Below are 16123 nucleotides of genomic sequence, written 5' to 3'. Positions count from 1 at the left end.
CCCTATTCGTCCTCGGCCCACCGCTCCCGCCCGCGCGACCCACGACGCTGGACGTTTCGGTCCCTCCGGGGAGGACTTCGCGTCCCCCAGGCGCGGGGGGCGCATGGCAGACTCGTCCCTACGCCCTGCGGTCGCGTGAGGGAGGGCAGATGGGCGGGGACGATCCGCACATCCACGTGGAGTCCACGGTGGTCCGCCGTAGCGCCGCCGTCCGCGACCTGATGGCCTCCGCGTTCGGCCTGGCCGCCGACCTGCCGAGCCTGGTCTGGACCGGCTGCGGCCTGCGGGTGCCCTACGCGATGACCTCCCCGCGTCCCGACAGCGTCACCTGCCTCGCCTGCCGCGAGCACGCCCAGACCGAGCACCTGCGGTTCGCGGACGAGGTCGAGCGCCTGGGCGGCATGCCGGGATCGACCATCACCCCGGCGCAGGCGAAGCTCGCCGCCGACAAGCACCGCGACCTCGCGAGGAGGTTCTCCGGCGCGGACGAGTGACCGCCGCTCAGTCCTCGGCGAGCCAGAGCCGGGTGTAGTCGTATCCGGCGGCCGTCGGCAGGAACCGCGCCCCGCGGACCCGTGACGAACGGAAGATCGTGTGCGACCGGTCGAGCAGCGGGACGATGGCGGCGTCCTCCATGATCTTCTGGTCGGCGAGCCGCCAGTACTGGTCGGCGCGCGCGGTGTCGGGCGCGGTGAGCGCCGCGTCGATCAGCGCACTGACCTGCGGATTGTCATAGCCGCCGTAGTTGGTGGAGTTCGGCCCGTAGGTGCGTCCGTCAAACAGTGGCTGGATGATCGAGCGGCCGTTGTTGCCGTACCAGTCGGGCGTCCAGCCGGGAGCCGCGATGTCCCACTGGCCCTCGCGGGCCTTCGCGGGCGTGGCGATCGTGCTGGAGTAGAACGACCCGCCGGTGTCGGCGACGAGATCGGCCCTGACGCCGCAGGCCGCGAGGTTCTGCTGGAGGGACTGCGCGATCAGCTTGTGGACGCTGTTGGTGCGGTAGGGAAACTTCAGCGTGAGCCCCGGATGCCCCGCCTTCCCCAGGAGATCACGACATCTCGCCGGATCGCCTGACCCGCCCGGTGTCGGATACTGATCGGACGCGGCATACCCCGCGTTGCCCGGCGGGATCACCGTGTGCAGCGGCCGCGCGATCGACGGCCCACCAACGATCTTGATGAGCGCGCTCCGGTCGACGGCGTACTCCAGCGCCCGCCTGACCTCCCGGTCGCCGAGCGCGCCGCCGTTGTTCGGGCTGCGCGTGTTGAACACCAGGTAGGGACTGTTGCTCGGCGTCTCCCGGACCGCGAACCTCGGGTCGTCGCGCAACCTCGGGATCGCCTGCCTCGGCACCGGCTGGTCCCACGCGAGGTCGGCCGCCCCCTGCTCGATCTGCTGCTGGACGGTCTCGGGGGAGTCCTGCCCGAGCGTGATCTGGATCCTGTCCACATGCCGTTCGCGCAGCGGATCGGTGTTTTGCCGCCACGCCGGGTTCTGGCTGAGCAGGTACGACGCACCCGGCCGGTACTCGCTGATCTGGTAGGGCCCGTCGGAGATCGTGTGCTGCCGGAACTCCTGCCCGTCCGGCAGGAACGCGTCGTACTCCCGTGGCGCCGCCGCGGTGAACGGCAGGGCGAGCAGGTTCAGGAAGTCGCTGGCCGGACTCTTCAGCCCGAATACCAGTGTCTGGTCGTCCTCGGCGCGTATGCCCTCGACGTCGTGCCCGTTCTGGTACGCGGAGATCGCCCCGGGATCCTTCGCGTCGACACCGCCGAACCCCCGGCAGAAGCCCTCCATGCCCCTGATCGTCGAGATGTAGTAGCTCTTGCCGACGGACGGCGAGGCGGGGTTGCACAACCGTTTGAACCCGCGCACGAAGTCCCCCGCCGTTACCGCCCGCGCCGGACGCGTGTTCCACAGGACGTTCCCGCGCAGCCGCACCGTGTAGGTCCGCCCGTCTTCGCTGACGTCTCCGTTCTCCCGCGTCGGTACCCGCGCCGCGACATCGGGCCGCACGGGCACGGTCTCGCGGAAGTCGTTGGACGCACGGCTCCCGAGCAACGTCCGCGCGTAGATCCGCGCGAGCCCGTACGCGCCCACGCTGGCCACCGACGCCGTGTCCAGATGCTCGACGTCGGACGACCCGACGACCCGCAACGTCCCCCCCTGCCGGGGCGGCCCGTCCGCCCCAGAGGCCGGGTCCCCCCCACCGCAGGCCGTTAACCCGACCGCGAGCCCGGCGAGCCCGGCCGTCACCTTGATCACCTCGCGTGCCATCACGTCCTCCACTCGGTTCCCGGAAGCAGGCGCGCAATCACCGGCGGTGTCACAGTAGGGCCAGAGCGTGACAAAGAGCCGCTACATCGCCGTTTTCCTCTACGAGCTCTACAGAAGTAAGGACGTCCTGACACGGTGGTGTCCACTGTCGGCACGCCCTTTTGACACATTGTGATCAGACCCCCGGCACACCCGAACTAACACCCCACACAGGCACCCTGACCTGCGGCGGCACCGGCCCGATCCCCGGTGATTCGCCCCGCCCGCAAGGAAACGCCCACGACCGATCGAGACACGCGCCCCCGAAATGCCCTTGAGCGCCCAAACGCACCACCCGGGGCCCCACAACAACTCAAGCTCGCGAAGACCAAGGCCCTAGGAAGCCTCCATCCCGATGGGGTCTTGCACTACAGGGGAGCATGGGCAGACTTGACCCGTGATCAAAACGCTCAGTCCCAAGGACTACAACGAGGTGGTCCACGTCGGACACTTCTTCCGCAAGGGTGACCCCGTGATCATGGATCTCACCCTGCTGCCCGACGACGTCGCCAGGCAGCTGGTGGACTTCTGTGCCGGGCTGATCTGCGGACGAGGCGGCGAGATGGAGCGACTGGACAAGAAGCTCTTCCTCCTCCAGCCCCCCGCCAGACCCCAGATCGCCCCCGCGCACATCCCCGACCTGGCCCACCTGGCCGGTTGACACAAACCGCGCACGACATCACCAACCAGCTCGAACACCCCACAAACACGAACCGCACCCCCCGCGACGCCCACCCTCGCAACTCCGCCCCCCGAACGGCGACCACGGAAGAACAACGCGGAACACCCGCACACTTAGCCGACCACGCAACCGGCGCCAGCAGCGAGCCGCACCGAGACCGCGACAACCCCCCTTGCCAGCACCAGATGCCAGCGAAACCGACGAAAGCCACCACCCCGCCTCGCCTACCCAGCCCTTCGGACACGCGGCACGACACAGATGCGAGGCATGTCGGATAAGCGGGCGCCCGCATGCGCGGCGATGATCCCCCTGTCACGCCGCCGGATACGGGATGCCGCTGAACGTGGCGAAGCAAATGGGGGCGGTGAAGCGAGTGAAGGCGGTCAGAAGACACCACCCGCACCGTAGGCAGGCGATGGCGCTTCGCGGGTGCAGGGCCTCAAGTGGTGGGGTCGGTGCAGGGCACGCGGGCCCACCTCTCGGGTGCGTGGCGTGTTGCGTATGCGGCACGTTGGGCGTGCGACATCCGGGGAGGGCGGTGAGCACCCGCGGCGCCTGGGGGGCCAGGGCGGTGAAGGCACTGGAGAACATCACCCCGCACCGTGGGCGTGGCGATGGCGCTTCGCGGGTGCAGGGCCTCAGGTGGTGGGGTCGGTGCAGGGCACGGGGGCCTACCACTCGGGTGCGCGGCGTGTTGCGCATGCGGCACGTTGGGCGTGCGACATCTGGGGAGGGCGGTGAACGTCTGCCGTCTGTCGGTGCCGAGGTGGTGGAGGCGCTAGAGAAAATCACCCGCACCGTGGGCGCGGTGATGGCGCTTCGCGCGTGGAGGGCTTCAGGCGGGGGCGATGCAGGGTGCGGCCCACCCCTTGGGTGCGCGGCACCTGGGGTGGGTGGCACCTTGGGCGGGGCGGTGAGCGCCCGTGGCACCTGTGGGTGCCGGGGTGGTGGAGGCGCTAGAAAAGATCACCCGCACCGTGGGCGCGGTGATGGCGCTTTGCGCGTGCTGGGCTTCAGGCGGGGGCGGTGCAGGGTGCGGCCCACCCCTTGGGTGCGTGGCATGTGGGTGGGCGGCAGCTTGGGCGGGGCGTGGTGAGCGACTGCTGTGCCTTCGCGGGGGTGGGACGCGGATGGCGGCCTGACGTGGGTGTGTCAGGCCGCCATCGCTAGGGCGCTGGTCAGGGTCAGCGGTCCACTTCGCCGCGGATGAACTTCTCGACGGCCTCGCGGGCCTGGTCGTCGTTGTACTGCTCCGGCGGCGACTTCATGAAGTAGGAGCTGGCCGACAGGATCGGGCCGCCGATGCCGCGGTCCTTGGCGATCTTGGCGGCGCGGACGGCGTCGATGATGACGCCGGCGGAGTTCGGGGAGTCCCAGACCTCAAGCTTGTACTCCAGGTTGAGGGGGGTGTCGCCGAACGACTTGCCCTCCAGGCGGACGTAGGCCCACTTGCGGTCGTCCAGCCACGGCACGTGGTCGGACGGGCCGATGTGGACGTCGGCCTTGGCCATCTCGTGCGGGATCTGCGAGGTGACCGACTGGGTCTTGGAGATCTTCTTGGACTGGAGGCGCTTGCGCTCCAGCATGTTCATGAAGTCCATGTTGCCGCCGAAGTTGAGCTGGTAGGTGCGCAGCAGCTCAACGCCGCGGTCCTCGAACAGCTTGGCCATCACGCGGTGGGTGATGGTCGCGCCGACCTGGGACTTGATGTCGTCGCCGACGATCGGGACGCCGGCGTCGGTGAACTTCTGGGCCCACTCGGGGTCGCTGGCGATGAAGACCGGCAGCGCGTTCACGAACGCGACCTTGGCGTCGATCGCGCACTGGGCGTAGAAGCGGTCGGCGTCCTCCGAGCCCACGGGCAGGTAGGAGACCAGCACGTCGACCTTGGCGTCCTTCAGCGTCTGGACGACGTCGACCGGGGTGGCGTCGGACTCCTCGACCATGTCGAGGTAGTACTCGCCGAGGCCGTCGAAGGTGTGGCCGCGCTGGACGATCACGCCGGTCGGCGGGACGTCGGCGAACTTGATGGTGTTGTTCTCGCTGGCGTGGATGGCCTCGGACAGGTCCATCCCGACCTTCTTGGCATCCACGTCGAACGCCGCGACGAACTCGACGTCGCCCACGTGGTAGTCGCCGAACTGCACGTGCATGAGGCCGGGGACTCGCGTCTCGGGCGCCGCGTCCTTGTAGAACTCGACACCCTGGACGAGCGAAGAGGCGCAGTTGCCCACACCCACGATGGCTACGCGCACCGAACCCATCCGGTTGCTCCTTCTCTCTAGCGGAACATGTGGTGTTCTTCACCCGACCCCGAGGGCACCGGGCCGCGGGTCAGCGGCCGTTCTCCCGAGGCATGTCCTGATTGGTTTGCGAAGATGATCTTGCCTGTTGTTCCTGCTCCGCCCGCTCGCGCCCGATGAGCTCGTTGAGCCACCTGACCTCGCGTTCGACGGATTCGAGCCCGTGGTTCTGCAGCTCAAGCGTGTAGGAGTCGACCCGTTCGCGCGTGCGTGCCAGGGCGGCGCGCACGCTCTCCAGGCGCTCCTCCAGCCGGCTGCGCCGGCCTTCGAGGATCCTCAGCCGGACATCGGCGCGGGTGTGCGAGAAGAAGGCGAAGTGCACGCCGAACCCCTCGTCCTCCCAGGACGCCGGACCCGCCTCGGTGAGGAGCTGCTGGAGCCGCTCCTTGCCGTCGGCGGTGAGCTTGTAGACGATCTTCGAGCGGCGGCTCTGCAGCGCCAGCGCCGTGTTCGGCTCCTCCGGCCGGTCCTCCATGATCAGCCCGCTGGTGAGGAGCTGCTTGAGGCACGGGTAGAGCGAGCCGTAGGAGAAGGCGCGGAACATGCCCAGCAAGGTGTTGAGCCGCTTGCGCAGCTCGTAGCCGTGCATGGGGGACTCGTGCAGCAGGCCGAGCACGGCGAGCTCCAGCACGCCCGCGCCCTTCTTGCCCGCCATGTCGATTCCCCCGCAGAGCCGATGTCTCAGTTCGATGTATCGAGTGAATGTATCGGTTCGATACATCGCAAAGATACGTACGGGCGGTCGTCCTGGCAAGTCCAGCACTGGGAACCCTCCCTTGGACGGGGTTGGATCGCGTCCGAAACCGCCGTCCTGGGGGTGTGCGGCGGTCCTGGCCAGGGCGGGCGCTGTCTCGTCGCTCCATGTTCCGGGGCGCGGGTGGGCCGGGTAAGTGGAATGGGGTTCTGTGGACAACCTCGCCGCGATGATCTGTCGGCCCGGCCGGGGCCGGGCTTACCCTGCTGGCATGCGGGGTCGACGGCGCCGATGAGACCGAGGCTCGTGGTCGACTACGGGCTGGCGAAGCGGGCCGCCCTCGCCGAACTGCGGTTCGGCTCCGTGACCAGGGACGACGCGTGCGACGCGCACCCCTATCTCCTGCGTGCGGCCAAGTACCACGGTGAGCCCACGGACAAGCCCTGCCCGGTCTGCGATCGCGAGCGCCTCACCCACGTGACCTACGTGTACGGGGATGAGCTGGGACGTTACGCGGGGCGCGTGAAGGTTACCGCCGAGCTCGCCGAGATGGATCGCGAATACGGAGAATTCAGGGTGTATGTGGTGGAAGTATGCCAAAGTTGCGCCTGGAACCATCTGGCCATGTCGTATGTCCTCGGCCACGGGGAGCAGAGCCCCGAGCGGTAGACGACCAAGGAGCAAGCCGCCGACCGCGCCGTCCACGAGGGCGTTGACCAGCCGGAACGGAGTCTCGGCGTGCACAACGCTCCCCCCGCTCACCAGCCCGCACAGTACCCTTCGGACGGCATACGAGCCGTTTGTCCCCCTGTCGATGAGGTCGCGTGAGTAATCCAAGCCAGCCCCGGCCGGAGTCCGGGTCGCCGTGGCCGGGCGGGCAGCAGGTCCCCCGTCTCGGCCGCTCAGATGTCCCGGAGGATCCGGATGCCCAGGTTGAGGCGAACCCGGGCGACGGGCCACCACCCCTCGGCGGCCCTTCTTCCAGCCCGGGGCCCTTCGGTGTCCCTCCCGCGGCGGGAAGCGGTGCTCCGGAGCCGGACGCCACCGCCATTTTCGGCCCTCCCCCAGCGGGTGTCGCTGGTGGGCCGCAAAATCCTGGCGCCTCGGTAACTCCCCCGGGCGAAGATCCGCTAGCCCCGGGCATGCCGCCCGCCGCCGGTGGTCCCCCGGGCGCGCGTCCGTCTGAAGACTTCGGTGGGTCGCCGGATCCCTCGGGTGCGCCGGGTGCTTCTCCACGGGGGCCCGGTGGGATCCCGCAGGGTGGCTCTCCTGGTGGGTCCGGCGAGGCGCCGGTTTTGGGATCGTCCGATATATGGCCGACTGACCTTCCTGGCGACCCGGCCGGTTCGGGGGAAGTCACTCAAAGTGATCTTAATAAGACCGTTGGCGATATTGGTGGGTTGAGTGGTGTTCCGGCGCTGGGCGGCGGCCCTGGGGGGCCGGGTGGCGGCTTTGGTGGATCTGATGGGCTGAATGGGCCAGGGGTGCCTCCCGGAGGGAATCCTCCTGGCGGTCCCGGTGCGCCTGGTGGCCCTGGCGGCTTTGGTGTTCCGGCCGGTCCCGGAGGTCCCGGGCCCGGTGGGGCGGTTGTGCCTAGCGCTCCTGGGGGGCCCGTTTTCGGTCCGCCCGGCGGGCCTAGAGCTTCTGGTGGGTTCGGTGTTCCAGGCATTCCTCCGGCTGGTCCCGGTGGTTTTGGGGGGCCTGGTGCTCCTGTTGGGCCTCCTTCTTTCGGTGGGCCTCAGGGCGGCGCTCAGTTCGGAATGGGTGCCCCCGCCGCTGGTGCGGGGGCCGCCGGCGGTGTCAAAGGACGGCTTTCCAAACTCAGCGTGCCGGGCCTCAAGAAATCCAGTGCTCCTGGACGCAGGCGCATGGGCGCGGCGTCCGGCGCCGGAGGGGTCGGCGGGCCGGGCGGGCCGGGAGGCCCCGGTGGACCGGGTGGACCCGGATCCGGGAAGCCGCCCCGCGGAAAGCGGACGTTCCTCGATCATTTCCGCTCGCGCAGTACGGGATGGCGGCGGTTCATTCCCTCGTGGAAGCTCGTCGCCGGTGTCTGCGTGCTGGGGTTCGCCAGCATCATCACGCTGATCTGGGTCGCGTACGCGAACACCCCGACGCCCGCCGAGCCGACGGTGGCGGGTGTGGAGGACCAGGCGTCGATCTTCTACTACACCGACGGCAGCGAGATCGGACGGATCGGGAAGAAGCGGCAGAGCGTCGAGTTGAACCAGGTGCCGCCGATCGTCCAGGACTCGGTGCTGGCGGCGGAGAACCGGAGCTTCCGCACCGACCCCGGGTTCTCGGTCAAGGGGACGACGCGGGCGGTGTGGGCGAACCTGACCGGTGGGTCGGGCGGCGGGTCCACGATCACGCAGCAGCTCGCGAAGAACTACTACTCCGACCCGAACAACCGGACGATGGACCGGAAGTTCAGGGAGCTGTTCATCTCGCTGAAGCTGGAGGACAAGCATTCCAAGGACGACATCCTCAAGCTCTACCTGAACACCATTTACTTCGGCCGTGACACCTACGGCATCCAGGCGGCCTCCCGGGAGTACTTCGGGAGGGACGTGTGGAAGCTGACCCCCGACCAGGCGGCCGTGCTGGGCGGGATCATCCAGAACCCGAACCGCGACCCGGGCGACAAGGCGAACCGGGCGTGGCTGACCGAGCGGTACCAGTACACGCTCCGGGGCCTGGTCTCGATGAAGAAGCTCAGCCAGGCGGACGCCGACCGGTACATGAAGAAGCTGCCCAGGATTCACGAGGCGGGCACGGGCGACCAACTCTACAGCGGCCAGCGCGGCTACATGCTGATGCGGGCCAAGGAGGAGCTGCGCCGCCTGAAGATCGACAACAAGGAACTGACGACCAAGGGCCTGCGCGTTTACACGACGTTCGACAAGAAGAAGATGGAGCAGGCCCGGCAGGCGGCCGAGCACACCGTCCCGCAGGTGAATCCGAAGCGGCTCGCGCGGAAGAAGATCCGCGTCGGGCTGGTGTCGGTGAACTCGGCGAACGGCGAGGTCGTCGCCTTCTACGGCGGGCCGGACTATCTCTCGCAGGCGTTCGACAACGTGTGGTCGGGGTCGGCGCAGGCCGGGTCGGCGATGAAGCCCTATGTGCTGGCGACCGCGCTCAAACAGGGATACAGCCTGAAGAGCATGGTCGAGGGACGGTCGATGACGCCGATCGACCCGCAGGGCAATGTCGTGCCGAAGGGCACGCCGAACGCCACCGTCGTTCCCAACAGCCACAATGAGGGCCCGGCGATCGACCTGGTCAAGGCGACCCAGGACTCGGTGAACACGGCCTTCTTGCAGCTCATGGGAAAGGTCGGCATCAAGGAGGTCATCAAGACCGAGACGGACGCGGGTATCGCGCCCGACCTGTTGAAGCCGCACTCCTGTTGCATCAACCTCGCGCTGGGCGTGAACAACATCCGTCCGATCGAGCAGGCGAGCGGGTACGCGGCGTTCGCGAACGGCGGTGTGTACCACCAGCCGCACGTGATCCGGAACGTCAAGATGACCGACAACAAGACGATGCGGCTGAAGCCGAAGTACGAGTCGCACCGCGTCTTCGAGCCGAAGGTCGCGGCGGACGCCACGTACGCGATGCAGCAGGTCATCAAGGGCGGCACGGCGACGGCGGCGGCGCTGCCCGACGGCCGGGCCGCCGCGGGCAAGACGGGCACCACCGACCGCAATGTCGCGACGTGGTTCGTCGGCTACGTCCCGCAGATGTCGACGGCGGTGACGCTCTACAACGACGCGACGGGTCCGGACGGGAAGAAGAAGTCCCTCATTCTGCCGGGCGTGGGAGAGGTCCAGGGCGGCACGATCCCGGCGCGGATCTGGCGGAGCTATATGGCCGACGCGACGCGGTCGATGGAGGCCAGGGCCTTCCCGCCTCCGGTCTGGAGCGGCATCGTCCAGAAGTGGGCGAAGCCTCCGGTCAAGAAAAAGAAGAAGCACGACGAACGGCCGCCGTGGTGCGACACCCCGGTCGGCGACTACGACCCGCGCTGCCAGGGCGATGACGGCGATGACGGCGACGGCGGCGGCAAGCCCCCGTGCCAGTCGCCGTTCCCCGAGGGCGGGAAGTGCGACCCGAACAAGCCGCCGAGCAATCCGCCGCCGCGGTGGTGGTGCAACATGCACAACGGCGATCCGGCCTGCCGCAGAGGCGGCGGGGGCGGCGGACCGGGCTTCCCGGGCGGAGGCGGCTGGCCCAACTCGGAAAGCGTCACCCCCCTGCCTGTGAGACCGCGCGAGTGAATCCGCGCGTCGTCACACGTGACCGCGCATGTGACGACGTCCGAGAAGAGGTCCGGCGGTGGACAGGACCTCGCTCGGCGTCGTCGCACGCGAATGAACCGCATATGTGACCAACGCGAACGAACAGATGGACGTGAATCGGCGGCGGCGGACGGAGGCGCGCGACATGGCCCATGGACGGTGCCCGCGCATGCGTTCGCGCCTGCCCGCCGGTCCATCCGTTTCCGCGCTTGGAGGGGTGTGTGTATGGGAACGGTCCCGGCGAACCGCCCCGACCTGGCAAGATCCAATTTGTCCGGCTTGTCAGGGCGCTGCGGACCTTGCACCACTGACCCCCACGCCTCCACACGAGCAGTACTCTCGGACGACGCACAGCCGTACCCCAGTTGATGAGGTCGCGTGAGTAACCCAAGCCGATACGGACCGGAATACGGAGACAGCCCGGGAAGGAGGGGTTCGCCCCGTCCCTCCTCATCGGGTGGGCCCGGCGCCGTGCCGCCCGGCGGTGCACCGCGCGGCGCCGTCCCCCCCGGAGGCGCGCCCCGTGGCGGGGCGCCGCGCGGCGGACCGCAGGCCGGTTCCCCGATGCCCGGCCGTGTCGCCCGCCCGGGAACGCGGCCCGGCGGCCCCGGCGGACCTGGCGGACCTGGCAGCCCCGGCGGGCCTGGCGCGGCCCCCCAGCGCGGGGGAGCGCCCGGCGCTCGCCGGCGCGCTCCCAACGCTGTGCGCACCGGCCCGGGAGGGCCTGGGGGGCCGGGTGGACCCGGCGGTCCCGGCGGTCCCGGCGGGCCTGGCGGCCCGGGTGGACGCGGCGGCCCCAGCGGTCCGAACGGCCCCGGAGGCCCCGGGGACGGCGGCGGCCGCGGACGGCGCGGCAAGCGGGCCGGCAAGCCGAAGAAGACCGGCTGGCGGCGGTACGTCCCGTCCTGGAAGATCGTGCTCGCCGTCTTCACCGTGCTGGTGCTCGGCATGGCCACGCTGGTCTTCGTCGCGTACCAGAACACCCCGATCCCGGACGAGGCGCAGCAGGACGCCGTCAAGCAGGAGTCGGTGATCTCCTACAAGGACGGGACGGCGTTCGCCCGGATCGGCACGCACCGCGAGAGCATCCCGCTGACCAAGGTGCCGCCGATCGTGCAGAACGCCGTGCTCGCGGCGGAGGACCGCAACTTCTGGCACGAGCCGGGCATCTCGCCGACCGGCGTCGCGCGCGCCCTGCTCAAGGCGGGGACCGGCGGCGACGTCGAGGGCGGCTCGACGATCACGCAGCAGCTCGCCCGCAACTACTTCCAGGGGCTCAGCCAGGACCGCACCATCAGCCGCAAGCTGAAGGAGATCCTGATCTCCATCCGGGCGGGCCAGGAGTACGACAAGAAGAAGATCCTGGAGCTGTACCTCAACACCGTCGCGTTCGGTCGCTCGGCGTACGGCATCCAGGCGGCCTCCCGCGCCTACTTCCACACGACCGTCGACCACCTCAACGTGTCGCAGGCGGCGATGCTGGCGGCGATGATCCAGCGTCCGTACTACTTCGTGTCCTACGGCCAGAACAACAACCCGGCCAAGCAGGCGCTGATCCAGCGCTGGACCTACGTCTTGAACGGGATGGAGAAGGAAGGCTGGATCACCTCCGCCCAGCGCACGGCGGCGAAGTTCCCGAAGACCCAGAAGGCATGGAGCGACGTCAAGGGCGGCCCCCAGGTCGGGTACATGCAGGACCGGGTCATGGCGGAGCTGGACGACCTCCACATCAGCAAGCAGGACGTCGAGACCGGCGGTCTGAAGATCACGACCACCTTCGACAAGGAGCTCCAGGACTACACCGCCACGGTGGTCAACCAGGTGAAGAAGGACTCGAACCTGGGCAAGGACATCCACTTCGGGCTCACCTCGATCGACCCGGCCACGGGTGGCGTGGTGGCCTCCTACGGCGGCCCGGACTACGCCAGGCAGCAGTTCGACGACTCCTTCCAGGGCAGCGTCCAGCCGGGGTCCTCGTTCAAGCCGATCGTGCTGGCGACGGCGCTGGACCAGGGGGTCAGCCTCCAGACCACCATGGACGGCAGCTACCGCAGGGTGATCAACGGGACGCCGTTCACGAACGACAGCAAGGGTGAGAACGGCGTCTACAACCTCAAGGAGATGACGGCGCAGTCCATCAACACGGCGTACGTCGAGCTGGGCCAGAAGGTCGGGCTCGACAAGGTCGCCGACATGGCGATCAAGATGGGCATGCCGTCCGACACCGAGAACCTGAAGAGCGGCTACACCAGCCTCCCGCTCGGTGTCATCAACGCCAGCTCCCTCACGATGGCCTCGGTCTACTCGACGTTCGCGTCGGAGGGCGTGTACCGCAGGCCGCATGTGATCGCCAAGATCGTCGACCGGAACGGCAAGCGCGTCAAGCTGCCCTGGGACAAGGACGACGGCAAGGGGAAGCGGGCGTTCACGACCGGCGTGGCGCGGGACGCGACGTCCGCGATGCGCGCGGTCGTCACCACCGGTACCGGTAAGGCGGCGAGCCTCGGGGCGCGTCCGGTGGCGGGCAAGACGGGTACCACCGACCAGAACAAGTCGGCCTGGTTCGTCGGGTACACCCCGGAACTCTCGACGTCGGTCGCGATGTGGCGCGAGGACAAGCGCAAGGTGCGGCAGTCGCTGGTCGGCATCGGCGGCTACAGCCAGATCTACGGTGGCACAGTCCCGGCCAAGGTGTTCAGGCTCTTCATGACGAAGGCGCTGGAGGGCCGGGACATCACCCAGTTCGGCGCGCCCGTCAACGGCGGCAGCATGGCGCCGTGGGCCGTGGCCAAGCCGACGCCCACGCCGACGACCACGCCGACGCCGACGACCACGCCGACCTGCACCCGCCCCGGGCAGCAGCCGCAGCAGCCGAACGCGCGCCCGTGCCAGTCGCAGTCGCCCACGACCCCGACGGAGACGCCGACGACCACGACGCCGGCGAAGGTGCCGTGCGACAAGTTCCACATGCCGCTCGGCTGCGACCCCAACCTGCCGCCCGACGGGGAGGACATCGAATGGTGGTGCCAGCAGGGCCACCAGGACCACCCGAGGTGCCGGGAAACGGGCCCGGGCGGCCCGAACGGCCACTGACGGCGCCGTAGGAACCGACAGCGCCGTGGGAGCGGCCCGGAACCCGCACGGGTTCCGGGCCTTTCCTTTGCCCGGACGATCTCGGCGCCCCGTGTGGGCGCGGGCGCCGGTGATCGGCCAATAGTCTGCTGTCCATGTCGTCCTCTTCGGAAAGGCTCGGTTCGTCCACCGCCGGCACCGGCGGCGACGGGGTGGACGGACGCGGGCGACTCGCGAGGCTGGCCCCCGTCCTCACCGGCGTGACGGCCCTTGTGTGCGCGCTGGGCTGGTTGCAGAAACAGCCGTGCGCGACGACGAGGTTCGACTTCGTGAAGACGACGACGCGGGCCTGCTACACCGACGTCTATCCGCTCTATTACGTGCGCGGGCTGAACGACGGCAAGGTGCCCTACTTCGACTCGTTCGACGTCGCCGGATCCGATATCCACCACGTGGAGTATCCGGTGCTGAGCGGCGGATTCATGCAGGTGGTCGCGTGGCTCGTCCGTCCGTTCGGGGTGGACGAGCGGGGGATGGCGTTCTACCACGTCACCGCGCTCCTGCTCGCGCTGCTGGCGATGGCGGCCGTGCTGGCGACGGCGTACGCGGCCGGGCGCCGCTCCCTCCGGGTCGGGTTGATGGTCGCGTTGTCGCCCGCGCTGCTGCTGACCGCGTACATCAACTGGGATCTGCTGGCCGTGGCGTTGTCGGCGCTGGCACTGGCGGCGTGGTCGGCGCGCCGCCCCGCGCTCGCGGGCGCGCTGCTGGGGTTCGCCATCGCGGCGAAGTTCTATCCGCTGCTGTTCCTCGGGCCGCTCGTTCTGCTGTGCGTGCGCGCGGGCCAGTGGCGCGCGATGGGACGCATGCTCGCCGGGACGGCCGGTGCGTGGCTGCTCGTGAATCTGCCCGTCATGCTCTTCGCCTGGGACGGCTGGAAGGAGTTCTATATCTTCAGCCAGCAACGCGGCGTCGACTGGGGCTCGATCTTCTTCTTCCTCCAGGACCACGGAATGAAGGGATTGGACGACACCGACCACCTCAACATGCTCGGCACGGGCACGTTCCTGGTCCTCGCCGCCGGAATCGCCGTGCTGACGTTGGCGGCGCCGCGCCGTCCGCGGCTCCCCCAGGTGATGTTCCTTGTGCTGGTCGCGTTCATGCTTCCGAACAAGGTCTGGTCGCCGCAGTATGTGCTGTGGCTGTTGCCGCTCGCCGTTCTGGCCCGTCCGAAGCTTCCGGCCTTCGTGCTGTGGCAGGCCGGTGAGGTCGTCTACTTCTTCGGTATCTGGTGGTACCTGTTGTCGGTGTCCAGCCAGGTGCCGGGGTCCGATCTGGGCGGCACCGTCTCCGCGGTCCTCAGCCTGGACGCCCCGGAGGGCGGGATCAGCCACGACGTCTACGGACTCGCCCTGCTGGCGCGTTTCGTGACCGTTCTGCTGCTGGCGTCGCTGGTCGTGTGGGACATCCTGCGGCCGTCCGGCGACCCCGTCCGGGCGGACGAGGTGGACGACCCCGCCGGGGGTTTCCTGGATGGCGCGCGGGACGTCATCTCGCTCGGCCGCCGGCTCGGTCCACGCCGCGCGGCCGTCCCGGCGCTCTGACCAGGCGGCCCAACCGGATCAGGCGGCCGAGGCGGGACAGCCGGCTCAGGCGCGCAATGCTTCGGCGAACCATGCGAACGCCGGTGTCAGCGTCGGCGGCACCGGCCGGCCGTTGATGATGGCGAGCAGCTGCCAGTAGCGCTCGGCCCGGCGGTCGTTGCCGATCTCGATCCGGGTCGGCAGGTCGCGCCTGAACTCCGGCCCGTCCTGCTCGTTCAGCACGGCGGCATAGGCGCCGGCCAGTTCGTCGGCGACGGGACGCGCGGACGCGGCGTCCGGCGCGATGCCCGCCGCGATCGCCTCCTCGACCTTGCGCCGGGTGAGTTCGGTGAGTTCCGCCCAGACGCCCTGGTCCCGGCCTTCCTCGGGCATCGCGTCCGCCTGGTGCTCGGCCATCCGCCGCACGGACGCGCGGAAGTCCGGGTCGCCGACCAGTTCGGCCAGCTCCACCCAGGCGTCGACCTGCTCGGGCTCGGGATCGTCGGGCAGCTCCGGCAGCGCGGACCGCATCCTGGCCGCGAAGCCGGGGTCCACGTCGAGGCCCGCGAAGGACGCGTCGACGAAGTCGGTGATGATCCGCCGCCGCTCCTCGGCGGACAGTTTGGCGAGCTTGTGCATGAGTTCCATCTCCTCGGGACTGGACCGGAGTTCGGCGACGGCCCGCAGCACCGCGCGGCGCATCCGGAGGGTGCGGATCTGCGCGTCGAGCGCGTCGGCGTGGGCCGCCGCGACCTCGCCGACCGTGATCTCGCGTGCCAGCAGCCGCTGGACGGTCGCGAGGTCGACGCCGAGGTCGCGGAGTGTGCGGACCAGGTCGAGCCGGGCCGCCGCCGCCGGGTCGTACAGCCGGTATCCGGCCGACGTCCGGCAGGTCGGCGGCACCACGCCGGAGTCGGAGTAGAACCGGATCGTGCGGACGGAGAGGCCCGTCCGACGTGCCAGTTCCCCGATCGTGTAGAGGGTGCCGCCGTCCATGTCCCCTTACCTTGCGGCCTCCAGCGGGTGGAGACTCAAGCACCGATAACGCGAAAAGCAGAGAGCGCGTACGGAGGACCGTACGCGCTCTCCCCGGATGCCCCGTCGGACGTCCCGCCGTATCCCGGGGCGGGCCGTCCGGCCGGATCCGAGTCATCCGCCCTGGGCGCCCCCAGGATCGG

10 protein-coding genes are annotated in these 16123 nt (G+C 69.3%); 6 read left to right on the top strand and 4 right to left on the bottom strand.

Annotated elements, in window-relative coordinates:
- Positions 1-149: 149 nt before the first annotated feature.
- Positions 150-494 (top strand): hypothetical protein, encoded by a 345-nt coding sequence (locus tag KLI87_RS02630; protein ID WP_214615683.1) that lies wholly within the window; start codon positions 150-152, stop codon positions 492-494.
- A 7-nt stretch (positions 495-501) separates the two neighbouring features.
- Here the strand turns inward: KLI87_RS02630 and KLI87_RS02625 are convergent, their stop codons facing one another.
- Positions 502-2277 (bottom strand): ABC transporter substrate-binding protein, encoded by a 1776-nt coding sequence (locus KLI87_RS02625; RefSeq protein WP_214615682.1) that lies wholly within the window; start codon positions 2275-2277, stop codon positions 502-504.
- A gap of 436 nt (positions 2278-2713) precedes the next feature.
- Between KLI87_RS02625 and sepF the strand changes: the two genes are divergently transcribed.
- A complete protein-coding gene (gene sepF, locus KLI87_RS02620) occupies positions 2714-2977 on the top strand; it encodes a cell division protein SepF (RefSeq protein WP_214615681.1) in 264 nt (87 codons plus the stop codon).
- A 1205-nt stretch (positions 2978-4182) separates the two neighbouring features.
- Here sepF and KLI87_RS02615 read toward each other — a convergent pair.
- Positions 4183-5262, bottom strand: coding sequence for an inositol-3-phosphate synthase (locus KLI87_RS02615; protein WP_156217115.1), 1080 nt, complete (start codon positions 5260-5262; stop codon positions 4183-4185).
- Positions 5263-5332: 70 nt separating this feature from the next.
- Positions 5333-5956, bottom strand: coding sequence for a PadR family transcriptional regulator (locus tag KLI87_RS02610; protein WP_156217116.1), 624 nt, complete (start codon positions 5954-5956; stop codon positions 5333-5335).
- Positions 5957-6301: 345 nt separating this feature from the next.
- Between KLI87_RS02610 and KLI87_RS02605 the strand changes: the two genes are divergently transcribed.
- The 4 genes from KLI87_RS02605 to KLI87_RS02590 all read left to right on the top strand — a co-directional run bounded on the left by KLI87_RS02605 (position 6302) and on the right by KLI87_RS02590 (position 14966).
- Positions 6302-6664, top strand: a complete 363-nt coding sequence (locus tag KLI87_RS02605; protein WP_308165820.1) for a DUF5318 family protein — start codon at positions 6302-6304, stop codon at positions 6662-6664.
- Positions 6665-8049: 1385 nt separating this feature from the next.
- A complete protein-coding gene (locus KLI87_RS02600) occupies positions 8050-10272 on the top strand; it encodes a transglycosylase domain-containing protein (protein WP_214615679.1) in 2223 nt (740 codons plus the stop codon).
- A 936-nt stretch (positions 10273-11208) separates the two neighbouring features.
- Entirely contained in the window at positions 11209-13386 is a 2178-nt protein-coding gene (locus tag KLI87_RS02595) for a transglycosylase domain-containing protein (protein WP_308165819.1), read from the top strand.
- A gap of 134 nt (positions 13387-13520) precedes the next feature.
- The gene (locus KLI87_RS02590; RefSeq protein ID WP_156217119.1) at positions 13521-14966 is read left to right on the top strand and encodes a glycosyltransferase family 87 protein; all 1446 of its coding nucleotides are present in this window, start codon (positions 13521-13523) and stop codon (positions 14964-14966) included.
- A 45-nt stretch (positions 14967-15011) separates the two neighbouring features.
- On the opposite strand, the gene KLI87_RS02585 is transcribed toward KLI87_RS02590, so the two are convergent.
- Complete coding sequence (locus KLI87_RS02585; RefSeq protein ID WP_214615678.1) at positions 15012-15941, bottom strand: MerR family transcriptional regulator; 930 nt, start codon at positions 15939-15941, stop codon at positions 15012-15014.
- Positions 15942-16123: the final 182 nt, after the last annotated feature.

Source organism: Actinomadura sp. NEAU-AAG7 (assembly GCF_018603865.1).
GTDB classification, from domain to species: Bacteria; Actinomycetota; Actinomycetes; order Streptosporangiales; family Streptosporangiaceae; genus Spirillospora; species Spirillospora litoris.
The sequence above is the reverse complement of the archived record's forward strand: the minus strand, read 5'-3'. Positions and strand labels throughout refer to the sequence as shown.